The 17296-nt window shown below is 41.0% G+C and carries 30 protein-coding genes; all 30 read right to left on the minus strand.

The annotated features are described in order from the left end of the window. Nucleotides 1–169: 169 nt before the first annotated feature. The gene (rpsK, locus tag C564_RS0125625) at nt 170–559 is read right to left on the minus strand and encodes a 30S ribosomal protein S11 (protein ID WP_003194384.1); all 390 of its coding nucleotides are present in this window, start codon (nt 557–559) and stop codon (nt 170–172) included. 24 nt (nt 560–583) lie between these two features. Continuing rightward, nucleotides 584–949 carry a 30S ribosomal protein S13 gene (gene rpsM / locus C564_RS0125630; protein WP_003194382.1) on the minus strand — a complete coding sequence of 122 codons (366 nt, stop codon included), beginning with the start codon at nt 947–949 and terminating at the stop codon, nt 584–586. 21 nt (nt 950–970) lie between these two features. Continuing rightward, nucleotides 971–1084 carry a 50S ribosomal protein L36 gene (gene rpmJ / locus C564_RS0125635; RefSeq protein ID WP_000868344.1) on the minus strand — a complete coding sequence of 38 codons (114 nt, stop codon included), beginning with the start codon at nt 1082–1084 and terminating at the stop codon, nt 971–973. A gap of 35 nt (nt 1085–1119) precedes the next feature. Next, nucleotides 1120–1338 (minus strand): translation initiation factor IF-1, encoded by a 219-nt coding sequence (gene infA / locus C564_RS0125640; RefSeq protein ID WP_001029884.1) that lies wholly within the window; start codon nt 1336–1338, stop codon nt 1120–1122. 68 nt (nt 1339–1406) lie between these two features. Further along, nucleotides 1407–2153: a type I methionyl aminopeptidase gene (map, locus tag C564_RS0125645; RefSeq protein WP_018767342.1), complete on the minus strand. Its 747-nt coding sequence runs from the start codon at nt 2151–2153 to the stop codon at nt 1407–1409. After that, a complete protein-coding gene (locus C564_RS0125650; protein WP_003194378.1) occupies nt 2153–2803 on the minus strand; it encodes an adenylate kinase in 651 nt (216 codons plus the stop codon). The genes map and C564_RS0125650 overlap by 1 nt, the downstream gene beginning before the upstream one ends. A 54-nt stretch (nt 2804–2857) precedes the next feature. Then, nucleotides 2858–4159, minus strand: a complete 1302-nt coding sequence (gene secY / locus C564_RS0125655; RefSeq protein WP_018767343.1) for a preprotein translocase subunit SecY — start codon at nt 4157–4159, stop codon at nt 2858–2860. Beyond that, nucleotides 4159–4599: a 50S ribosomal protein L15 gene (gene rplO, locus C564_RS0125660; protein ID WP_018767344.1), complete on the minus strand. Its 441-nt coding sequence runs from the start codon at nt 4597–4599 to the stop codon at nt 4159–4161. Before rplO ends, secY begins: the two co-directional genes overlap by 1 nt. A gap of 33 nt (nt 4600–4632) precedes the next feature. Next, complete coding sequence (rpmD, locus tag C564_RS0125665) at nt 4633–4815, minus strand: 50S ribosomal protein L30 (protein WP_001085234.1); 183 nt, start codon at nt 4813–4815, stop codon at nt 4633–4635. 16 nt (nt 4816–4831) lie between these two features. Beyond that, complete coding sequence (gene rpsE, locus C564_RS0125670; RefSeq protein ID WP_003194373.1) at nt 4832–5332, minus strand: 30S ribosomal protein S5; 501 nt, start codon at nt 5330–5332, stop codon at nt 4832–4834. A 21-nt stretch (nt 5333–5353) separates the two neighbouring features. After that, on the minus strand, nt 5354–5716 hold the full coding sequence (rplR, locus tag C564_RS0125675; RefSeq protein WP_000628816.1) for a 50S ribosomal protein L18: 363 nt from the start codon (nt 5714–5716) through the stop codon (nt 5354–5356). Nucleotides 5717–5747: 31 nt separating this feature from the next. After that, nucleotides 5748–6287, minus strand: a complete 540-nt coding sequence (gene rplF / locus C564_RS0125680; RefSeq protein WP_003194369.1) for a 50S ribosomal protein L6 — start codon at nt 6285–6287, stop codon at nt 5748–5750. A 32-nt stretch (nt 6288–6319) separates the two neighbouring features. Beyond that, nucleotides 6320–6718 carry a 30S ribosomal protein S8 gene (rpsH, locus tag C564_RS0125685; RefSeq protein ID WP_000245511.1) on the minus strand — a complete coding sequence of 133 codons (399 nt, stop codon included), beginning with the start codon at nt 6716–6718 and terminating at the stop codon, nt 6320–6322. A gap of 29 nt (nt 6719–6747) precedes the next feature. After that, on the minus strand, nt 6748–6933 hold the full coding sequence (gene rpsN, locus C564_RS0125690) for a 30S ribosomal protein S14 (protein WP_001085700.1): 186 nt from the start codon (nt 6931–6933) through the stop codon (nt 6748–6750). A 33-nt stretch (nt 6934–6966) separates the two neighbouring features. Next, complete coding sequence (gene rplE, locus C564_RS0125695) at nt 6967–7506, minus strand: 50S ribosomal protein L5 (protein WP_018767345.1); 540 nt, start codon at nt 7504–7506, stop codon at nt 6967–6969. A gap of 26 nt (nt 7507–7532) precedes the next feature. Further along, complete coding sequence (gene rplX, locus C564_RS0125700) at nt 7533–7844, minus strand: 50S ribosomal protein L24 (RefSeq protein ID WP_000558201.1); 312 nt, start codon at nt 7842–7844, stop codon at nt 7533–7535. A 38-nt stretch (nt 7845–7882) separates the two neighbouring features. Continuing rightward, nucleotides 7883–8251, minus strand: coding sequence for a 50S ribosomal protein L14 (rplN, locus tag C564_RS0125705; RefSeq protein ID WP_000615912.1), 369 nt, complete (start codon nt 8249–8251; stop codon nt 7883–7885). A gap of 43 nt (nt 8252–8294) precedes the next feature. After that, on the minus strand, nt 8295–8558 hold the full coding sequence (rpsQ, locus tag C564_RS0125710) for a 30S ribosomal protein S17 (RefSeq protein WP_016116954.1): 264 nt from the start codon (nt 8556–8558) through the stop codon (nt 8295–8297). A 20-nt stretch (nt 8559–8578) separates the two neighbouring features. Beyond that, nucleotides 8579–8779 (minus strand): 50S ribosomal protein L29, encoded by a 201-nt coding sequence (rpmC, locus tag C564_RS0125715; RefSeq protein WP_000855718.1) that lies wholly within the window; start codon nt 8777–8779, stop codon nt 8579–8581. Next, entirely contained in the window at nt 8769–9203 is a 435-nt protein-coding gene (gene rplP, locus C564_RS0125720; RefSeq protein ID WP_016116953.1) for a 50S ribosomal protein L16, read from the minus strand. The genes rpmC and rplP overlap by 11 nt, the downstream gene beginning before the upstream one ends. A 1-nt stretch (nt 9204) precedes the next feature. Continuing rightward, nucleotides 9205–9864, minus strand: a complete 660-nt coding sequence (rpsC, locus tag C564_RS0125725; protein ID WP_000529958.1) for a 30S ribosomal protein S3 — start codon at nt 9862–9864, stop codon at nt 9205–9207. A gap of 3 nt (nt 9865–9867) precedes the next feature. Then, nucleotides 9868–10209: a 50S ribosomal protein L22 gene (gene rplV / locus C564_RS0125730; protein ID WP_003194358.1), complete on the minus strand. Its 342-nt coding sequence runs from the start codon at nt 10207–10209 to the stop codon at nt 9868–9870. A 17-nt stretch (nt 10210–10226) separates the two neighbouring features. Next, nucleotides 10227–10505 carry a 30S ribosomal protein S19 gene (rpsS, locus tag C564_RS0125735; protein WP_000124454.1) on the minus strand — a complete coding sequence of 93 codons (279 nt, stop codon included), beginning with the start codon at nt 10503–10505 and terminating at the stop codon, nt 10227–10229. A gap of 60 nt (nt 10506–10565) precedes the next feature. Further along, a complete protein-coding gene (gene rplB, locus C564_RS0125740; protein ID WP_003194355.1) occupies nt 10566–11396 on the minus strand; it encodes a 50S ribosomal protein L2 in 831 nt (276 codons plus the stop codon). Nucleotides 11397–11424: 28 nt separating this feature from the next. After that, nucleotides 11425–11715 (minus strand): 50S ribosomal protein L23, encoded by a 291-nt coding sequence (gene rplW / locus C564_RS0125745; protein ID WP_003194353.1) that lies wholly within the window; start codon nt 11713–11715, stop codon nt 11425–11427. Next, nucleotides 11715–12338, minus strand: a complete 624-nt coding sequence (rplD, locus tag C564_RS0125750) for a 50S ribosomal protein L4 (RefSeq protein ID WP_003194351.1) — start codon at nt 12336–12338, stop codon at nt 11715–11717. Before rplD ends, rplW begins: the two co-directional genes overlap by 1 nt. A 25-nt stretch (nt 12339–12363) precedes the next feature. After that, nucleotides 12364–12996: a 50S ribosomal protein L3 gene (rplC, locus tag C564_RS0125755; RefSeq protein WP_003194350.1), complete on the minus strand. Its 633-nt coding sequence runs from the start codon at nt 12994–12996 to the stop codon at nt 12364–12366. A 34-nt stretch (nt 12997–13030) separates the two neighbouring features. After that, complete coding sequence (gene rpsJ / locus C564_RS0125760) at nt 13031–13339, minus strand: 30S ribosomal protein S10 (protein ID WP_001040596.1); 309 nt, start codon at nt 13337–13339, stop codon at nt 13031–13033. A gap of 400 nt (nt 13340–13739) precedes the next feature. Then, on the minus strand, nt 13740–14930 hold the full coding sequence (tuf, locus tag C564_RS0125765; protein WP_003205504.1) for an elongation factor Tu: 1191 nt from the start codon (nt 14928–14930) through the stop codon (nt 13740–13742). Nucleotides 14931–15047: 117 nt separating this feature from the next. Then, complete coding sequence (fusA, locus tag C564_RS0125770; protein WP_018767347.1) at nt 15048–17126, minus strand: elongation factor G; 2079 nt, start codon at nt 17124–17126, stop codon at nt 15048–15050. Nucleotides 17127–17296: the final 170 nt, after the last annotated feature.

Genomic DNA, 17296 nt, shown 5'->3' on the forward strand with positions numbered 1-17296 from the left:
CCTTCAAAACGTCGAAACCTCGGCTAAACAAAGGAAAAAACCTCTGTCTAACCGAAAGTCCCCCTTAGGCAGTTCCCGATTGTGCACAACAAGCGATGTTTCTGTACGAAATTTCTCGATAATGCATCATATCCATTATAGACAAAAGGGAAAATTCTATACAGAAAAATTAAACACGACGACGTTTTGGCGGACGACATCCATTATGAGGAACTGGAGTAACATCTCTGATTGCTGTTACTTCTAGACCTGCAGCTTGAAGAGCACGAATTGCAGCTTCACGACCAGCACCAGGACCTTTTACAGTAACCTCTAAAGTTTTTAAACCATGCTCCATTGCAACTTTAGCAGCAGTTTCAGCAGCCATTTGCGCAGCGAATGGAGTAGATTTACGAGATCCACGGAAACCAAGTGCACCAGCACTAGACCAAGAAAGTGCGTTACCATGAGTATCTGTAAGTGTTACGATTGTGTTGTTGAAAGTAGAACGAATATGAGCAATACCAGCTTCAATATTCTTTTTCACACGTTTTTTACGAGTGTTTGTTTTACGTGCCATTGTTAGTTCAACCTCCTTTACTTATTATTTCTTTTTATTTGCTACTGTACGACGTGGACCTTTACGCGTACGAGCATTATTTTTAGAATTTTGACCACGAACTGGTAAACCACGACGGTGACGAAGACCACGGTAAGAACCGATCTCCATTAGACGTTTAATGTTAAGAGAAACTTCACGACGAAGGTCTCCCTCAACTTTAACGCGGTCTACGATGTCACGGATACGTCCTAATTCGTCTTCCGTTAAATCACGAACTCGTGTTTCTTCAGAAACACCAGCTTCAGCAAGAATTTTTTCAGCAGTTGTGCGACCAATGCCGAATACGTAAGTTAAAGAAATAACAACGCGCTTGTCACGAGGAATATCTACACCTGCGATACGTGCCATTCCGAATGCACCTCCTTCTGATTAACCTTGTTTTTGTTTATGTTTAGGGTTTTCACAAATAACCATTACTTTTCCACGTCTACGAATAACTTTACATTTTTCGCAGATTGGTTTAACTGACGGTCTTACTTTCATGTCTCGAACCTCCTTAAAGATTACGGAGTGCTATATTATTTAAAACGGTACGTAATACGACCACGATTTAAATCGTACGGAGATAATTCTACCGTAACTTTGTCTCCTGGTAAAATCCGAATGAAGTTCATACGGATTTTACCAGAAACGTGAGCCAATACGACATGCCCATTCTCTAATTCTACTTTGAACATAGCATTTGGCAACGTTTCAAGAACGGTACCTTCGACTTCAATTACATCATCTTTAGCCATTCAATAGTTCTCCCTTCTTCAAATCAGTAACATTTTACACTGCTCTGAAATCCCGGAGAGCCAGCTACTTATAAAGTGGTAAGGATTTCGTATCCTGCTTCTGTAAGAGCAATCGTGTGCTCAAAATGTGCACACCATTTACCATCTACCGTTACCACTGTCCAGTCATCAGATAGTGTTTTTACATATCGTCTTCCTTGGTTCACCATCGGTTCGACACAGATGACCATTCCCGGCTTTAATCTAGGACCTTTATTTGGTGGACCGTAGTGCGGGATCTGAGGGTCCTCATGTAAGTCTTGCCCGATTCCGTGACCAACATACTCCCTAACGATCGAGAATCCATTATCTTCAGCATACGTTTGAACTGCATGTGAAACATTTGATAATCTCACGCCTGGTTTTATTTGTTCTAGACCAAGATACAACGATTTTTCTGTGACATCAAGTAGCTTTTGAACAGATTCAGAAATGTTTCCTACTGGATACGTCCACGCAGAATCTCCATGGTACCCATTGTATTTCGCACCAATATCGATACTGATGATATCACCTTCTTGGAGCTTGCGCTTACCTGGAATCCCATGTACAAGCTCTTCATTTACAGAAGCACAGATGCTTCCCGGAAATCCGTTGTATCCTTTAAAAGATGGCGTAGCACCATATTTTCGAATCGTCTTTTCCGCTATTTGATCGAGCTCTTTCGTTGTAATTCCTGGAGTAATATGCTTTTTCAACTCTTGATGAGTTAAAGCAACGATCTTGCCAGCTTCTCGCATGATTTCTATCTCGCGAGGAGTTTTGCAAATGATCATTACGCTAAGTCTCCAATGAGAACATCAATATCAGCAAATACCTTATTGATATCTTGCTCACCATTAATGCTTTGTAAGTAACCAAGCTCTTCATAGAAATCAAGCAAAGGTTTTGTTTGCTTAATATTTACCTCTAAACGATTCGCTACAGTTTCTTCATTGTCATCAGAGCGTTGATATAATTCGCCACCACATTTATCGCACACGTCAGCTTTTGCTGGCGGATTGAATTCTAAGTGATAAGTCGCACCGCACTCTTTACAAATACGACGGCCTGTAAGACGTTTTAATAGCAATCCTGAATCCACATTAATGTTTAAAACATAGTCGATTTTTTTGCCAAGATCTTTCATAATCTCTTCAAGTGCAGATGCCTGTGCAACTGTTCGTGGGAAACCATCTAGTAAGAAGCCTTTTACACAGTCTTCTTGACTTAAACGTTCACGAACAATTCCGATTGTAACTTCATCTGGAACAAGCGCACCTTTATCAATAAAGGACTTTGCTTGTAAACCAAGTTCAGTTTCAGCCTTCATAGCTGCACGGAACATATCTCCTGTTGAGATGTGAGGGATGTTATACTTGGCAACAATCTGTTCGGCTTGTGTACCTTTACCAGCACCAGGAAGCCCCATTAAAATTAAGTTCATCCTTGTTCCCCCTCAATACATGAGCATGTAGGGAAGACAATTCTTCCCACTTACTCACTGCTTGATAAACCCTTTGTAATGGCGTTTTACCAGTTGGCTTTCTAGCTGCTTCATTGTTTCTAAAGCAACGCCGACAACGATTAACATACTCGTTCCACCGATCTGTGCAGATGGAGGAAGATTTCCCAATTTCGTAAAGATAACTGGAAGAATTGCAATCGCTGCTAGGAAAATAGATCCTACAAAGGTCAAACGATACAAGATTTTTGTTAGATATTGTTCTGTATTCTTACCCGGACGAATACCTGGAACATATCCACCTTGCTTGTTTAGGTTTTCTGACATTTGCTCTGGATTAACCTGAACAAATGCATAGAAGTATGCGAAGGCTACAATGAGCGCTACATATATTATCATTCCCACTGGGTGGGAATAGTTAAAGTTTGCAATAATCCACTGCGATACGTCATGTTTCGGGAAGAACTGTGCAATAGTTGGAGGTGTAATTAAGAATGAAACAGCAAAAATTACTGGAATAACACCCGCACTATTTACCTTAAGCGGTAAATGTGTGTTTTGTGCTCCAGCATGATTACCATTTCCTCCTGTTACACGCTTCGCATATTGAATTGGGATCTTTCTAACAGCTTGTTGAATGAAAATAACACCAACAACAACTGCTAACACAGCTAGTAAAATCAATACAACTTTAACGATACTCATGAACAATTGATCTCCGGCATTTTGAAACTGTTGTTGATACACTTGAGATATTACACTTGGGATCGCTGCGGCAATACCACCAAAGATTAGGATGGAAATACCATTACCTACACCTTTAGCTGTAATCTGTTCACCTAACCACATTAAAAATGCAGTACCAGCAGTCAGTACCGTAGCAATGTATAAATAAGTGCTCCAACCTGGATTCAAAATTAACTGTCCACCTACCATACCGTTAAAACCGATTGACATACCAAACCCCTGAATAAACGCAAGAACAATTGTAAAATAACGCGTGAATTGCGTTAGTTTACGACGGCCCATTTCGCCTTGCTTCGACCATTCCGAAAATTTAGGAACAACATCCATCTGCAATAATTGCACGATGATGGATGCTGTAATATACGGCATGATTCCCATCGCAAAGATGGAGAAGTTTTTCAACGCGCCACCGCCAAATGTATTTAGGATGCCTAATGCATTTAACTGATCTTGTGCTTTCAGTACGTCTCCATTTGTGAATGGCACTGGGATAAACGTGCCAATCCTGAATACGATTAACATCGCTAAAGTGAATAATATTTTACGTCTTATCTCAGCAACGCGCATAAAGTTGGAGATTGTACGAAACATTAGATCACCTCAACTGATCCGCCAGCTGCTTCAATTGCTTCTTTAGCACTTGAAGAGAACTTGTGCGCTTTAACAGTTAATTTTTTCTCTACAGCTCCGCTTGCAAGAACTTTAACACCGTCGTTTAATTTGCTGATAACGCCAGTTTCCAGCAATAATTCAGGTGTTACTTCTGTACCATCTTCAAAACGATTTAACGTTGCTAAGTTTACGATAGCAAACTCTTTACGGTTAATGTTTGTGAAGCCGCGTTTTGGTAAACGACGGAATAATGGAGTTTGACCACCTTCGAAGCCAAGACGAACACCGCCACCAGAACGTGCGTTTTGTCCTTTATGACCTTTACCAGCAGTTTTACCGTTACCAGAACCGATACCACGACCGACACGGTTACGTACTTTACGAGAACCTTCTGCAGGTTTTAATTCATGAAGTTTCATTCCCAGGCACCTCCTTATATTAATGAGTTATCCTTAAGCTTCTTTTACAGTTACAAGGTGAGAAACTTTGTTGATCATACCAAGAATAGCAGGAGTTTCTTCCTTAACTACAGTTGAATTCAACTTTTTAAGACCTAAAGCTTCTACCGTCGCACGTTGATCTTGTGGACGACCAATTACACTACGAGTGAGGGTAATTTCTAACTTTTTCGCCATTTGTTTTCCCTCCTTCTTAACCTAGTAGCTCTTCTACAGATTTACCGCGTAATTTTGCAACATCTTCAGCGCGCTTAAGCTCGCTTAATCCGTTCACAGTAGCGCGAATCATGTTAATTGGTGTGTTAGAACCAAGAGATTTCGAAAGAATATCTTGTACACCAGCTAATTCAAGTACCGCACGAACTGGTCCACCAGCAATAACTCCAGTACCTTCAGCAGCAGGTTTTAAGAATACTTCACCAGCTCCAAAATGACCGTTGATTGTGTGTGGAATTGTTGTACCAACTAATGGTACTGTGATTAAGTTTTTCTTAGCGTCTTCGATAGCTTTGCGAATTGCGTCTGGTACCTCTTGTGCTTTACCCGTACCGAATCCAACATGACCGTTTTTATCGCCAACTACAACTAGTGCAGCAAAGCGGAAACGACGACCACCCTTAACAACTTTCGCGACACGATTTATCGTAACTACACGTTCTTCAAGTTCTAATTTACTTGGGTCAATGCGATGCATCAATTTTCCCTCCTTTGACCATTAAAATTGTAATCCAGCCTCACGAGCAGCTTCAGCTAGAGCTTTAACACGGCCATGGTATAAGTAACCACCGCGATCAAATACTACTTCTTTAACGCCTTTCTCTACAGCACGCTTAGCAACTGATTCTCCAACTTTCGTAGCAGCTTCAATATTGCTAGTACCGTTAAGAGCAAGGTCTTTATCAAGAGTAGATGCACTTACTAATGTTACACCATTTACATCATCAATAACTTGAGCGTAAATATGTTGGTTAGAACGGAACACATTTAAACGTGGACGTTCTGCAGTACCAGTAAGTTTTGCACGTACACGTGCATGTCTTTTCTTACGAGTCGCATTTTTATCAGCTTTAGTGATCATTCTTGTCACTCCTTTCTCTCACCTAACGGGTTTACTTAGCAGTTTTACCTTCTTTACGACGAACAACTTCGCCTTCGTAACGAATACCTTTGCCTTTATATGGCTCTGGAGCACGTACAGCACGGATGTTAGCAGCAAATTCGCCAACACGTTGCTTGTCGATACCTTTAATTACGATTTTAGTTGGTGCAGGTACTTCAACTTCAAGTCCTGCTTCCGGAGTCATTTCTACTGGATGAGAATAACCTACGCTTAATACAAGTTTATCACCTTGTTTTTGAGCACGGTAACCAACACCGACTAATTCAAGTCCGCGTGCGAAACCTGTAGTTACACCTTCAACCATGTTTCCGATTAAAGCACGAGTTGTACCGTGTAATGCACGGTGTTCCTTCTGTTCAGATGGACGCTCAACTGTTAGTGTATTTTCTTCAATTTTGATAGACATATCAGCATTGAAAGTACGAGTTAATTCACCTTTAGGGCCTTTTACTGTTACAGTATTGTCTTCTGCAACTGTGATAGTAACACCTGCAGGGATTTCAAGAATCTTTTTACCAATACGAGACATGTGGTCACACCTCCGTTCGTTTTAAATATATATTACCAAACGTATGCTACTACTTCTCCACCAGTTTGTAATTGACGAGCATCTTTGTCTGTCATTACTCCCTTAGATGTAGAAACAAGAGCGATACCTAATCCGTTAAGTACACGTGGTACTTCGTCAGCTTTAGCGTAAACGCGTAAGCCAGGTTTACTGATACGTTTTAATCCAGTGATTACACGTTCATTGTTTGCACCATATTTCAGGAAAATACGAAGGATACCTTGTTTGTTATCCTCGATGTATTCTACATCACGAATGAAACCTTCACGTTTTAAAAGTTCAGCGATCTCTTTTTTGATTTTAGAAGCAGGAACCTCTAATTTCTCATGACGTACCATGTTCGCATTACGGATGCGAGTAAGCATGTCTGCAATTGGATCTGTCATCACCATGTGTTTTACCTCCTTCCCATTTGTGGGTTTTACCAACTAGCTTTTTTAACACCAGGAATTTGACCTTTATATGCAAGTTCACGGAAACAAATACGGCAAAGCTTAAATTTGCGGTATACAGAATGCGGACGACCGCAGCGTTCGCAACGTGTATACTCTTGTACTTTAAACTTAGGAGTACGCTTTTGTTTCGCGATCATAGATTTTTTAGCCACGTTTTCGCCTCCTCTACTTAGCGTTGGCTTCCATTATTTTTGGAATGGCATACCGAATTGTGTTAAAAGTTCACGAGCTTCTTCATCAGTTTTCGCTGTAGTAACGATTACGATGTCCATACCGCGGACTTTACTTACTTTATCATAATCAATCTCAGGGAAAATTAGTTGCTCTTTAACACCTAATGTGTAGTTACCACGACCGTCGAATGATTTCTTAGAAACACCACGGAAATCACGCACACGTGGTAAAGAAACTGATACTAATTTATCGAAGAACTCATACATTTGCTCACCGCGTAAAGTTACTTTTGCACCGATTGGCATACCTTCACGAAGACGGAAACCAGCGATTGATTTTTTAGCGCGAGTTACAACAGGTTTTTGACCTGCGATATGCGTTAATTCTTCTACTGCATTGTCTAAAGCTTTTGAGTTAGATACCGCGTCACCAACACCAGTGTTGATTACGATCTTTTCGATTTTCGGTACTTCCATCACAGATTTATAGTTAAACTTGCTCACTAGAGCAGGAGTAATTTCCTTTTGGAACTTCTCTTTAAGGCGATTCAATGAAGTGACCTCCTTTCTTAAGAAAATTATTTATCTAATAATTCACCAGATTTTTTTGCAATACGAACTTTTTTACCATCTTCTACTTTGAAGCCTACACGAGTAGGTTCGCCTGTTTTCGGATCTAATACCATAACATTAGAAACGTGAATAGGTGCTTCTTTCGTAATAATTCCACCTTGTGGATTTAATTGAGATGGCTTAGAGTGTTTCTTAACGATGTTAACACCCTCAACGATAACACGGTTTTGCTTTGGGAAAGCCACAAGGATAACACCTTGTTTTCCTTTGTCTTTACCAGTGATTACCTGTACTTTATCACCTTTTTTTACATGCATCTTAATTCTGCACCTCCTTAGCAAGGCAATACCTTAAATTATAGAACTTCTGGAGCTAAAGAAACGATCTTCATGAAGTTGCTATCACGTAATTCACGAGCTACTGGTCCGAAAATACGAGTACCACGTGGGCTCTTATCGTCTTTAATGATAACCGCTGCGTTTTCATCAAATTTAATGTAAGAACCGTCCGGACGACGAGCTCCGCTCTTCGTACGTACCACTACTGCCTTAACAACGTCACCTTTTTTAACAACGCCACCTGGTGTTGCTTGTTTTACCGTAGCAACGATAATATCACCAATGTTAGCATATTTACGACCAGAGCCGCCTAATACTTTAATTGTTAAAAGTTCACGTGCACCAGAGTTGTCAGCAACTTTCAAACGAGATTCTTGTTGGATCATGTTATGAAACCTCCCTTCGGACTAAAAATTCCGATTCGTCTATTTAGATAATAACCGCTTCTTCAACGATTTCAACTAAACGGAAACGCTTAGTAGCAGAAAGCGGGCGAGTTTCCATGATTTTTACGATATCGCCAATTTTTGCTTGGTTTTGCTCATCATGGGCTTTGTACTTTTTAGAATACTTAACACGTTTTCCGTACAAGGAATGAGTTTTGTAAGTTTCAACTAAAACTGTAATCGTTTTGTCCATTTTGTCAGACACTACACGACCAGTATAAACTTTGCGTTGGTTACGTTCGCTCACTATGCAAACCTCCCCTCAATTTATCGATTAATTCCGATCTCTCTTTCACGAACTACAGTTTTCATACGAGCAATTGCTTTACGCACTTCACGGATGCGAGTTGGATTCTCTAATTGTCCTGTAGCAAGTTGGAAGCGAAGATTAAACAACTCTTCCTTTAAAGCTTTAACTTTTGTTTCGATTTCGGCAGTGGTTAATTCACGAATATCATTAGTTTTCATTAGATTCACCACCATTTTCTTCACGTTTTACGAATTTACATTTCACTGGTAATTTGTGAGCTGCAAGACGTAAGGCTTCGCGTGCTACCTCTTCAGATACACCCGCGATTTCGAACATAATTTTCCCAGGTTTTACTACTGCTACCCAGCCTTCTGGTGCCCCTTTACCGGAACCCATACGTACTTCTAGAGGTTTTGCAGTGTAAGGCTTAGAAGGGAAAATTTTAATCCATACTTTACCGCCACGTTTCATGTAACGAGTCATTGCACGACGAGCAGCTTCGATTTGACGGTTTGTAATCCATGAAGCAGCTTGTGCTTGTAAACCGAATTCACCGAAAGCAATTTCAGCTCCACCTTTTGCACGACCACGCATTTTACCACGATGCTCTCTACGATATTTTACGCGTTTAGGCATTAACATATTATTTTCCTCCTTCCTCAGAAGCTTTCTTTTTTGTAGGAAGGACTTCTCCACGGTAGATCCATACTTTTACGCCTAATTTACCGTATGTTGTATCAGCTTCAACTGCTGCATAGTCAATATCAGCGCGAAGTGTATGAAGTGGAACAGTTCCTTCACTGTAAGATTCTGCACGAGCGATATCAGCTCCGCCAAGACGACCAGAAACCTGTGTTTTAATACCTTTAGCTCCTGCACGCATAGCACGTTGAATTACTTGCTTCTGTGCACGACGGAAAGATACACGGTTTTCTAATTGACGAGCGATGTTTTCGCCTACTAATTTAGCGTTAAGATCAGCTCTCTTAACTTCTAAGATGTTGATGTGTACACGCTTGCCTGTTAATTGGTTAAGAGCTTTACGAAGCGCTTCAACTTCTGTACCACCTTTACCAATTACCATACCAGGTTTTGCAGTGTGAATTGTAACATTTACACGATTTGCTGCACGTTCGATTTCTACTTTAGCAACAGCAGAATCTTTTAAGCGTACAGTAATGTACTCACGGATTTTGATGTCTTCATGTAATAATGTAGCGTAATCTTTTTCAGCGAACCAACGAGATTCCCAGTCACGGATAACACCGACACGAAGACCAATTGGATTAACCTTCTGACCCATCGATTATCCCTCCTTCTTTTCTGATACCACAACTGTAATGTGGCTTGTGCGTTTGTTAATTTGGCTTGCACGACCCATTGCACGTGGACGGAAACGTTTCAACGTTGGACCTTCGTCAACGAAAACTGTTTCAACAACTAGGTTGTTAATGTCCATTTCGTAATTGTGCTCTGCATTTGCGATTGCAGATTTTAAAACTTTCTCTACAACTGGAGAAGCAGTTTTTGGTGTGTGGTTAAGGATAGCAATCGCTTCACCCACTTGCTTACCTCGGATTAAGTCTACAACTAAACGAACTTTACGAGGAGCAATACGAACTGTTCTCGCTACTGCTTTAGCTTGCATTGAAGTGCCTCCTCTCATTATCTTCTAGTTTTCTTATCGTCAGCAAGGTGACCTTTGTACGTACGAGTTGGTGCGAATTCACCTAACTTATGGCCAACCATATCCTCAGTGATGTACACAGGTACGTGTTTACGACCATCATATACAGCAATTGTATGACCGATGAACTGAGGGAAGATTGTTGAACGGCGAGACCAAGTTTTAACAACTTGTTTTTGCTCAGATGCAACTAATTTTTCCATTTTGCTCATTAAGTGATCATCGACAAATGGTCCTTTTTTTAAGCTACGAGCCATTGTGGTGCCTCCCTTCGTGATTGGCGTACGGTTCTAGAAATGAACCGTACTACAATCCCATTATTTTTTACGACGACGAACGATAAATTTATCAGACGCTTTATTTTTCTTACGAGTCTTGAATCCAAGAGTTGGTTTACCCCATGGAGACATTGGAGACTTACGTCCGATTGGAGAGCGTCCTTCACCACCACCGTGTGGGTGATCAACTGGGTTCATTACAGAACCACGAACTGTTGGGCGCTTACCTAACCAGCGAGAGCGACCCGCTTTACCGATTTTGATAAGTTCATGTTGTTCGTTACCTACTTGGCCGACTGTAGCGCGACAAGCAGATAATACTAAACGCACTTCACCAGAAGTTAAACGTACAAGTACGTATTTTCCTTCTTTACCAAGTACTTGAGCAGATGTACCAGCAGAACGAACTAATTGTCCGCCACGACCAGGCTTAAGCTCGATGTTATGAACAACAGTACCTACTGGAATGTTGATTAATGGTAATGCGTTACCGATTTTAATGTCAGCTTCAGCGCCAGACATAACTTCCATACCTACTTCTAAGTTTTTAGGAGCAAGGATGTAACGTTTTTCACCGTCAACGTAGTTAATTAATGCGATATTCGCAGAGCGGTTTGGATCGTATTCGATCGTAGCAACGCGTCCTGGAATTCCATCTTTGTTACGTTTAAAGTCGATGATACGGTATTGACGCTTATGTCCGCCACCTTGGTGACGTACAGTAATTTTACCTTGGTTATTACGACCAGCCTTTTTGCTTAAAGGCGCAAGTAAAGACTTTTCCGGTCTGTCAGTCGTAATTTCAGCGAAATCATTCGTTGTCATATTACGACGACCGTTAGTAGTTGGTTTATACTTCTTAATTGCCATCTCAATTTCCCTCCTTCTTTAGTAAGAATTAAACACCTTGGAAGATTTCGATTTCTTTGCTGTCAGCAGTTAGCTTAACGATTGCTTTACGACGACGGTTAGTAAAACCAGCGTGACGACCAACGCGTTTTGCTTTCGGCTTGTAGTTCATGATATTTACTTTGTCTACATTAACACCAAAGATCGCTTCTACAGCGTCTTTAACTTCTGTTTTATTAGATTTAACGTCCACATCGAACGTGTATTTTTTTTCAGCCATCATTTCCATAGAACGTTCAGTGATAACTGGGCGCTTAATGATATCACGAGGATCTCTCATTATGCAAGCACCTCCTCTACTTTTTCCACTGCCGCTTTTGTCATGATTAGCTTATCATGATGAAGCACGTCTAAAACGTTTACGCCATCAGCAGTGATTACTGTTACTCCAGGAATATTGCGAGCAGATAACTCTACAGCTTCGTTTGCATCAGCAGTTACGATAAGAGCTTTCTTCTCTACAGTTAATCCTTTAAGTACTGCTACCATGTCTTTTGTTTTTGGTGCATTTAACACTAGGTCTTCAAGAACTACAATGTTGTTCTCAACCACTTTAGTAGCTAATGCAGATTTAATAGCTAAGCGACGAACTTTCTTAGGAAGTTTGTACGCATAGCTTCTTGGTGTAGGTCCGAATACCGTACCACCACCACGCCATTGAGGAGAGCGGATAGAACCTTGACGAGCACGTCCAGTTCCTTTTTGACGCCATGGTTTACGACCACCACCGCGCACTTCAGAGCGAGTTTTTACTTTGTGTGTACCTTGACGTAAAGATGCACGTTGCATCATTACAGCTTCGAAAAGTACAGCTTCATTTGGTTCGATACCGAAAATAGCTTCAGCTAATTCGATTTCACCAACCTGTGAACCAGTTTGGTTATATACAGTAACTTTTGGCATTGGAATTCCTCCTTCCTATTGTGAATTATTTACTAACCTTCACAGCGCCTTGAACAACTACAAGAGATTTCTTAGCACCTGGAACGTTACCTTTTACTAGTAATAAGTTGCGCTCAGCGTCAACTTGAACGATTTCTAAGTTTTGGATTGTAACTTGGTCTCCACCCATACGTCCAGCAAGTTTTTTACCTTTGAATACACGGTTCGGAGCAACTGGGCCCATTGAACCAGGACGACGGTGATAGCGAGAACCATGAGACATAGGTCCGCGAGATTGTCCGTGGCGTTTAATAACACCTTGGAAACCTTTACCTTTAGAAATTCCTGTTACGTCAACGATTTCACCTGCAGTGAAAACTTCAACTTTTACCTCTTGACCAACCTCTAATCCGTCCACGTCTGCATCGCGGATTTCGCGAATGAAGCGCTTAGGAGTAGTAGATGCTTTAGCAGTGTGGCCTTGCTCAGGTTTGTTAGTTAACTTTTCACGTTTATCGTCAAATCCTAACTGAATTGCATTATAGCCGTCAGTTTCTGTTGTTTTCTTTTGAAGAACAACGTTTGGAGTCGCAGCGATTACTGTTACTGGGATTAACTCACCGTTTTCAGCAAATACTTGAGTCATACCGATCTTTCTTCCTAAGATTCCTTTGGTCATGAGTTACACCTCCTACATTTTTAAGTTATATAAATTATAATTTGATTTCGATATCTACACCAGATGGTAAGTCTAAACGCATTAATGAATCTACTGTTTGCGGAGTAGGACTCACGATGTCGATTAGACGTTTGTGCGTGCGCATTTCGAATTGCTCACGAGAATCTTTGTACTTATGAACAGCACGAAGAATTGTGTAAACAGTTTTTTCAGTTGGTAATGGGATCGGACCAGAAACTGTTGCCCCAGAACGCTTAGCTGTTTCTACAATTTTCTCAGCTGACTGATCAAGAATACGGTGATCGTAAGCTTTTAAACGGATACGGATTTTTTCTTTTGCCATTATTTTCCCTCCTTCGTTCGCCTATTTCTAAAATAGACCTTCTCCATGGAAATTTCCCCACACCATGCCATGGCAAAGCGGCCGGGTGTGTCAGCAACCTTCCACTTCATCGCAGTCAAAGACCAACATTGTCTATTATACAATGTTATTCGTCTAGATGCAAGCATCTTTTTGTTTGCATCTACTTTTCTCTACTTTTGCTATTATACATGGCACTTTAAAGAATTTCAAGTTTTCATCTACTCTCATTTAACTTACAATTTTTGGTCGTTACTTTCGTTTTATATACTATAGAAGAAACTCATTCAAAAATAGAAAATGCACCTCTTTCTTCTATATAAACAAGCAATAAAAAAACTCAAGGGAGAATCCCTTGAGTTTTTAATAATCTATTTAAAGATTATTCAGCAACGATTGTAGCAACTACACCGTAACCTACTGTACGTCCACCTTCACGAATAGAGAATTTAGTTCCCTCTTCGATTGCGATTGGAGCGATAAGTTCGATAGTCATTTCGATGTTGTCACCAGGCATTACCATTTCAGTACCTTCTGGTAATTGGATGATACCAGTTACGTCAGTTGTACGGAAATAGAATTGCGGACGGTAGTTAGCGAAGAATGGAGTGTGACGTCCACCTTCTTCTTTAGATAATACGAAAACTTCAGCTTTGAATTTAGCGTGAGCTTTTACAGAACCGCTTTTAGCAAGAACTTGTCCACGTTGGATGTCTTCACGAGCAACCCCACGAAGTAGAGCACCAATGTTGTCTCCTGCTTGAGCTTGGTCAAGAAGTTTACGGAACATTTCTACACCAGTTACAGTTGTAGAAGCGTTCTCTTCAGCAAGACCGATGATTTCTACTACGTCACCAACTTTAACTACTCCACGCTCTACACGACCAGTTGCAACTGTACCACGACCTGTGATAGAGAATACATCCTCGATAGGCATTAAGAATGGTTTGTCAGTTTCACGTTCTGGAGTTGGGATGTAAGCATCAACTTCAGCCATTAATTCGATGATTTTTTCTTCCCACTCAGCTTCTCCTTGAAGAGCTTTAAGAGCAGAACCTTTAACTACAGGAATATCGTCGCCTGGGAATCCGTATTCAGATAATAGGTCGCGAACTTCCATTTCTACTAATTCTAATAATTCTTCGTCGTCTACCATGTCGCATTTGTTTAAGAATACAACGATGTAAGGAACACCTACTTGACGAGAAAGAAGGATGTGCTCACGTGTTTGAGGCATTGGGCCATCAGCAGCAGATACTACTAAGATACCGCCGTCCATTTGAGCAGCACCAGTGATCATGTTTTTAACATAGTCAGCGTGACCTGGGCAGTCAACGTGTGCATAGTGACGAGTTTCAGTTTCGTACTCAACGTGTGCAGTTGAGATTGTGATACCGCGCTCTCTTTCTTCTGGAGCAGCATCGATTTGGTCGTATCCGCGTGCTTCAGCACCACCAGCTTTTGCAAGAACTGTAGTGATCGCAGCAGTTAATGTAGTTTTACCATGGTCAACGTGGCCGATTGTACCGATGTTAACATGGGGTTTAGAACGTTCGAATTTAGCTTTAGCCATTCTAAATTCCTCCTTAGTTTATATAGGTTATTTTATATTTAGACTAGAAAGTGAAACTTAAGTCCCACTTTCTAAGCTTACATAAGTAGTTATACTTGAACAATCGATAAAAATCAATTATTCACCTTTATTTTTTTTGATAATTTCTTCTGAAACAGACTTCGGTACTTCTTCATAATGATCAAATGTCATTGAGAATGTTCCGCGTCCTTGCGTGTTAGAACGTAATGACGTTGCATAACCGAACATTTCAGAAAGTGGAACCATAGCACGAACAACTTGTGCGTTACCGCGAGCTTCCATACCTTCTACACGTCCACGACGAGATGTTACGTCACCCATAATGTCACCCATGTACTCTTCAGGAATTACAACTTCAACTTTCATCATTGGCTCAAGAATTACTGGGCTACATTTAGAAACCGCAGCTTTAAGCGCCATAGATGCAGCGATTTTGAACGCCATCTCAGAGGAGTCAACATCATGGTAAGATCCATCAACTAATGCAGCTTTAATGTCAACTAGTGGATAACCAGCTAGTACACCATTTTTAAGTGCATCTTCAAGACCTGCTCCAACAGCTGGGATGTATTCACGTGGAACTACACCACCGACGATCTTGTTTTGGAATTCGAATCCTTTACCTTCTTCATTAGGTTCAAACTCAATCCAAACGTGACCGAATTGTCCACGACCACCAGATTGACGAGCGAACTTACCTTCAACTTTCGCAGCAGCACGGAAAGTCTCACGGTATGCTACCTGAGGAGCACCAACGTTTGCTTCCACTTTGAATTCACGGCGCATACGGTCAACGATGATATCAAGGTGAAGTTCACCCATACCAGCGATGATTGTTTGGCCAGTTTCTTGGTCAGTGTGAGCACGGAATGTTGGATCTTCTTCAGAAAGCTTAGATAATGCTGTACCCATTTTATCTTGGTCAGCTTTAGATTTTGGTTCGATAGCTACAGAGATAACTGGCTCTGGGAATTCCATAGACTCAAGGATAACAAGGCTCTTCTCGTCACAAAGAGTATCACCAGTAGTAGTATCTTTTAAACCAACAGCAGCAGCGATATCACCAGCGTAAACTGTTGAAATCTCTTCACGGCTGTTAGCGTGCATTTGTAGGATACGTCCTACACGCTCACGCTTACCTTTAGTTGAGTTTTTCACGTATGATCCAGAGTTTAACACACCAGAATATACACGGAAGAACGTTAATTTACCAACATAAGGGTCAGTCATGATTTTGAATGCTAGAGCTGCGAATGGCTCTTCATCGCTAGACTTACGTTCTACAGCTTCATCTGTATCCGGAAGAGTACCTTTAATAGCAGGTACATCTAATGGAGATGGTAAGTAGTCAATAACTGCGTCTAACAGAATCTGAACACCTTTATTTTTGAATGCAGAACCACAGATTACTGGGAAGAATTCAACAGAAGTTGTAGCCTTACGGATACCAGCTTTAAGCTCTTCTACAGTAATTTCTTCACCTTCTAGGTACTTCATCATCATTTCTTCATCAAGCTCAGCTACCGCTTCAATAAGTTTTCCACGGTATTCTTCAGCTAGTTCTTTGTGCTCTTCAGGAATTTCAACACGCTCGATGTCTGTTCCTAAATCGTTACCGTACATGTAAGCACACTCTTCAACAAGGTCAATGATACCATTGAACTCGTCCTCAGCACCGATTGGTAACTGAATTGGATGTGCGTTTGCTTGTAAACGATCGTGGATTGTTCCTACAGAGTATAAGAAATCTGCACCGATCTTATCCATTTTGTTAACGAATACGATACGAGGTACGCCGTAAGTAGTAGCCTGACGCCAAACAGTTTCTGTTTGTGGTTCTACACCAGATTGTGCATCAAGTACTGCTACCGCACCATCAAGTACGCGTAAAGAACGTTCTACTTCTACTGTGAAGTCTACGTGTCCTGGAGTGTCAATGATATTTACACGGTGACCTTTCCATTGAGCTGTAGTTGCAGCAGAAGTAATTGTGATACCACGCTCTTGCTCTTGCTCCATCCAGTCCATCTGAGATGCACCTTCATGAGTTTCACCGATTTTATGAATACGTCCTGTGTAATACAGAATACGCTCAGTTGCTGTTGTTTTACCAGCATCGATGTGAGCCATGATACCAATATTACGAGTGTTTTCTAAAGAGAACTCTCTTGTCATTTGGTGTCTTGCTCCTTCCATATATGGATTGGATTATTTTATTTTAAGTAGCAAAAAAGCCACTTTATATTGTTACATATGCCAGTGTCCAGTACCCTCATTATGTAAAACGAGCGCCCAACGAAAGGGAGAGGCATTCTCCCTCTCCACACTTCCATAAGCGACAAATA

The organism is Bacillus sp. 105MF (assembly GCF_000374885.1).
Lineage (GTDB): Bacteria > Bacillota > Bacilli > Bacillales > Bacillaceae_G > Bacillus_A > Bacillus_A pseudomycoides.

What these genes read in the sequence shown, in the direction of transcription:
- rpsK (WP_003194384.1), bottom strand. Translation starts at nt 559, where the DNA reads ATGGCACGTAAAACAAACACTCGTAAAAAACGTGTGAAAAAGAATATT.
- rpsM (WP_003194382.1), bottom strand. Translation starts at nt 949, where the DNA reads ATGGCACGTATCGCAGGTGTAGATATTCCTCGTGACAAGCGCGTTGTT.
- rpmJ (WP_000868344.1), bottom strand. Translation starts at nt 1,084, where the DNA reads ATGAAAGTAAGACCGTCAGTTAAACCAATCTGCGAAAAATGTAAAGTT.
- infA (WP_001029884.1), bottom strand. Translation starts at nt 1,338, where the DNA reads ATGGCTAAAGATGATGTAATTGAAGTCGAAGGTACCGTTCTTGAAACG.
- map (WP_018767342.1), bottom strand. Translation starts at nt 2,153, where the DNA reads ATGATCATTTGCAAAACTCCTCGCGAGATAGAAATCATGCGAGAAGCT.
- C564_RS0125650 (WP_003194378.1), bottom strand. Translation starts at nt 2,803, where the DNA reads ATGAACTTAATTTTAATGGGGCTTCCTGGTGCTGGTAAAGGTACACAA.
- secY (WP_018767343.1), bottom strand. Translation starts at nt 4,159, where the DNA reads ATGTTTCGTACAATCTCCAACTTTATGCGCGTTGCTGAGATAAGACGT.
- rplO (WP_018767344.1), bottom strand. Translation starts at nt 4,599, where the DNA reads ATGAAACTTCATGAATTAAAACCTGCAGAAGGTTCTCGTAAAGTACGT.
- rpmD (WP_001085234.1), bottom strand. Translation starts at nt 4,815, where the DNA reads ATGGCGAAAAAGTTAGAAATTACCCTCACTCGTAGTGTAATTGGTCGT.
- rpsE (WP_003194373.1), bottom strand. Translation starts at nt 5,332, where the DNA reads ATGCATCGCATTGACCCAAGTAAATTAGAACTTGAAGAACGTGTAGTT.
- rplR (WP_000628816.1), bottom strand. Translation starts at nt 5,716, where the DNA reads ATGATCACTAAAGCTGATAAAAATGCGACTCGTAAGAAAAGACATGCA.
- rplF (WP_003194369.1), bottom strand. Translation starts at nt 6,287, where the DNA reads ATGTCTCGTATTGGTAAAAAGATTCTTGAAATCCCTGCAGGTGTTACT.
- rpsH (WP_000245511.1), bottom strand. Translation starts at nt 6,718, where the DNA reads ATGGTGATGACAGATCCAATTGCAGACATGCTTACTCGCATCCGTAAT.
- rplX (WP_000558201.1), bottom strand. Translation starts at nt 7,844, where the DNA reads ATGCATGTAAAAAAAGGTGATAAAGTACAGGTAATCACTGGTAAAGAC.
- rplN (WP_000615912.1), bottom strand. Translation starts at nt 8,251, where the DNA reads ATGATCCAACAAGAATCTCGTTTGAAAGTTGCTGACAACTCTGGTGCA.
- rpmC (WP_000855718.1), bottom strand. Translation starts at nt 8,779, where the DNA reads ATGAAAACTAATGATATTCGTGAATTAACCACTGCCGAAATCGAAACA.
- rplP (WP_016116953.1), bottom strand. Translation starts at nt 9,203, where the DNA reads ATGTTAATGCCTAAACGCGTAAAATATCGTAGAGAGCATCGTGGTAAA.
- rpsC (WP_000529958.1), bottom strand. Translation starts at nt 9,864, where the DNA reads ATGGGTCAGAAGGTTAATCCAATTGGTCTTCGTGTCGGTGTTATCCGT.
- rplV (WP_003194358.1), bottom strand. Translation starts at nt 10,209, where the DNA reads ATGCAAGCTAAAGCAGTAGCGAGAACAGTTCGTATTGCTCCTCGTAAA.
- rpsS (WP_000124454.1), bottom strand. Translation starts at nt 10,505, where the DNA reads ATGGCTCGTAGCTTAAAAAAAGGACCATTTGTCGATGATCACTTAATG.
- rplB (WP_003194355.1), bottom strand. Translation starts at nt 11,396, where the DNA reads ATGGCAATTAAGAAGTATAAACCAACTACTAACGGTCGTCGTAATATG.
- rplW (WP_003194353.1), bottom strand. Translation starts at nt 11,715, where the DNA reads ATGAGAGATCCTCGTGATATCATTAAGCGCCCAGTTATCACTGAACGT.
- rplD (WP_003194351.1), bottom strand. Translation starts at nt 12,338, where the DNA reads ATGCCAAAAGTTACTGTATATAACCAAACTGGTTCACAGGTTGGTGAA.
- rplC (WP_003194350.1), bottom strand. Translation starts at nt 12,996, where the DNA reads ATGACCAAAGGAATCTTAGGAAGAAAGATCGGTATGACTCAAGTATTT.
- rpsJ (WP_001040596.1), bottom strand. Translation starts at nt 13,339, where the DNA reads ATGGCAAAAGAAAAAATCCGTATCCGTTTAAAAGCTTACGATCACCGT.
- tuf (WP_003205504.1), bottom strand. Translation starts at nt 14,930, where the DNA reads ATGGCTAAAGCTAAATTCGAACGTTCTAAACCCCATGTTAACATCGGT.
- fusA (WP_018767347.1), bottom strand. Translation starts at nt 17,126, where the DNA reads ATGACAAGAGAGTTCTCTTTAGAAAACACTCGTAATATTGGTATCATG.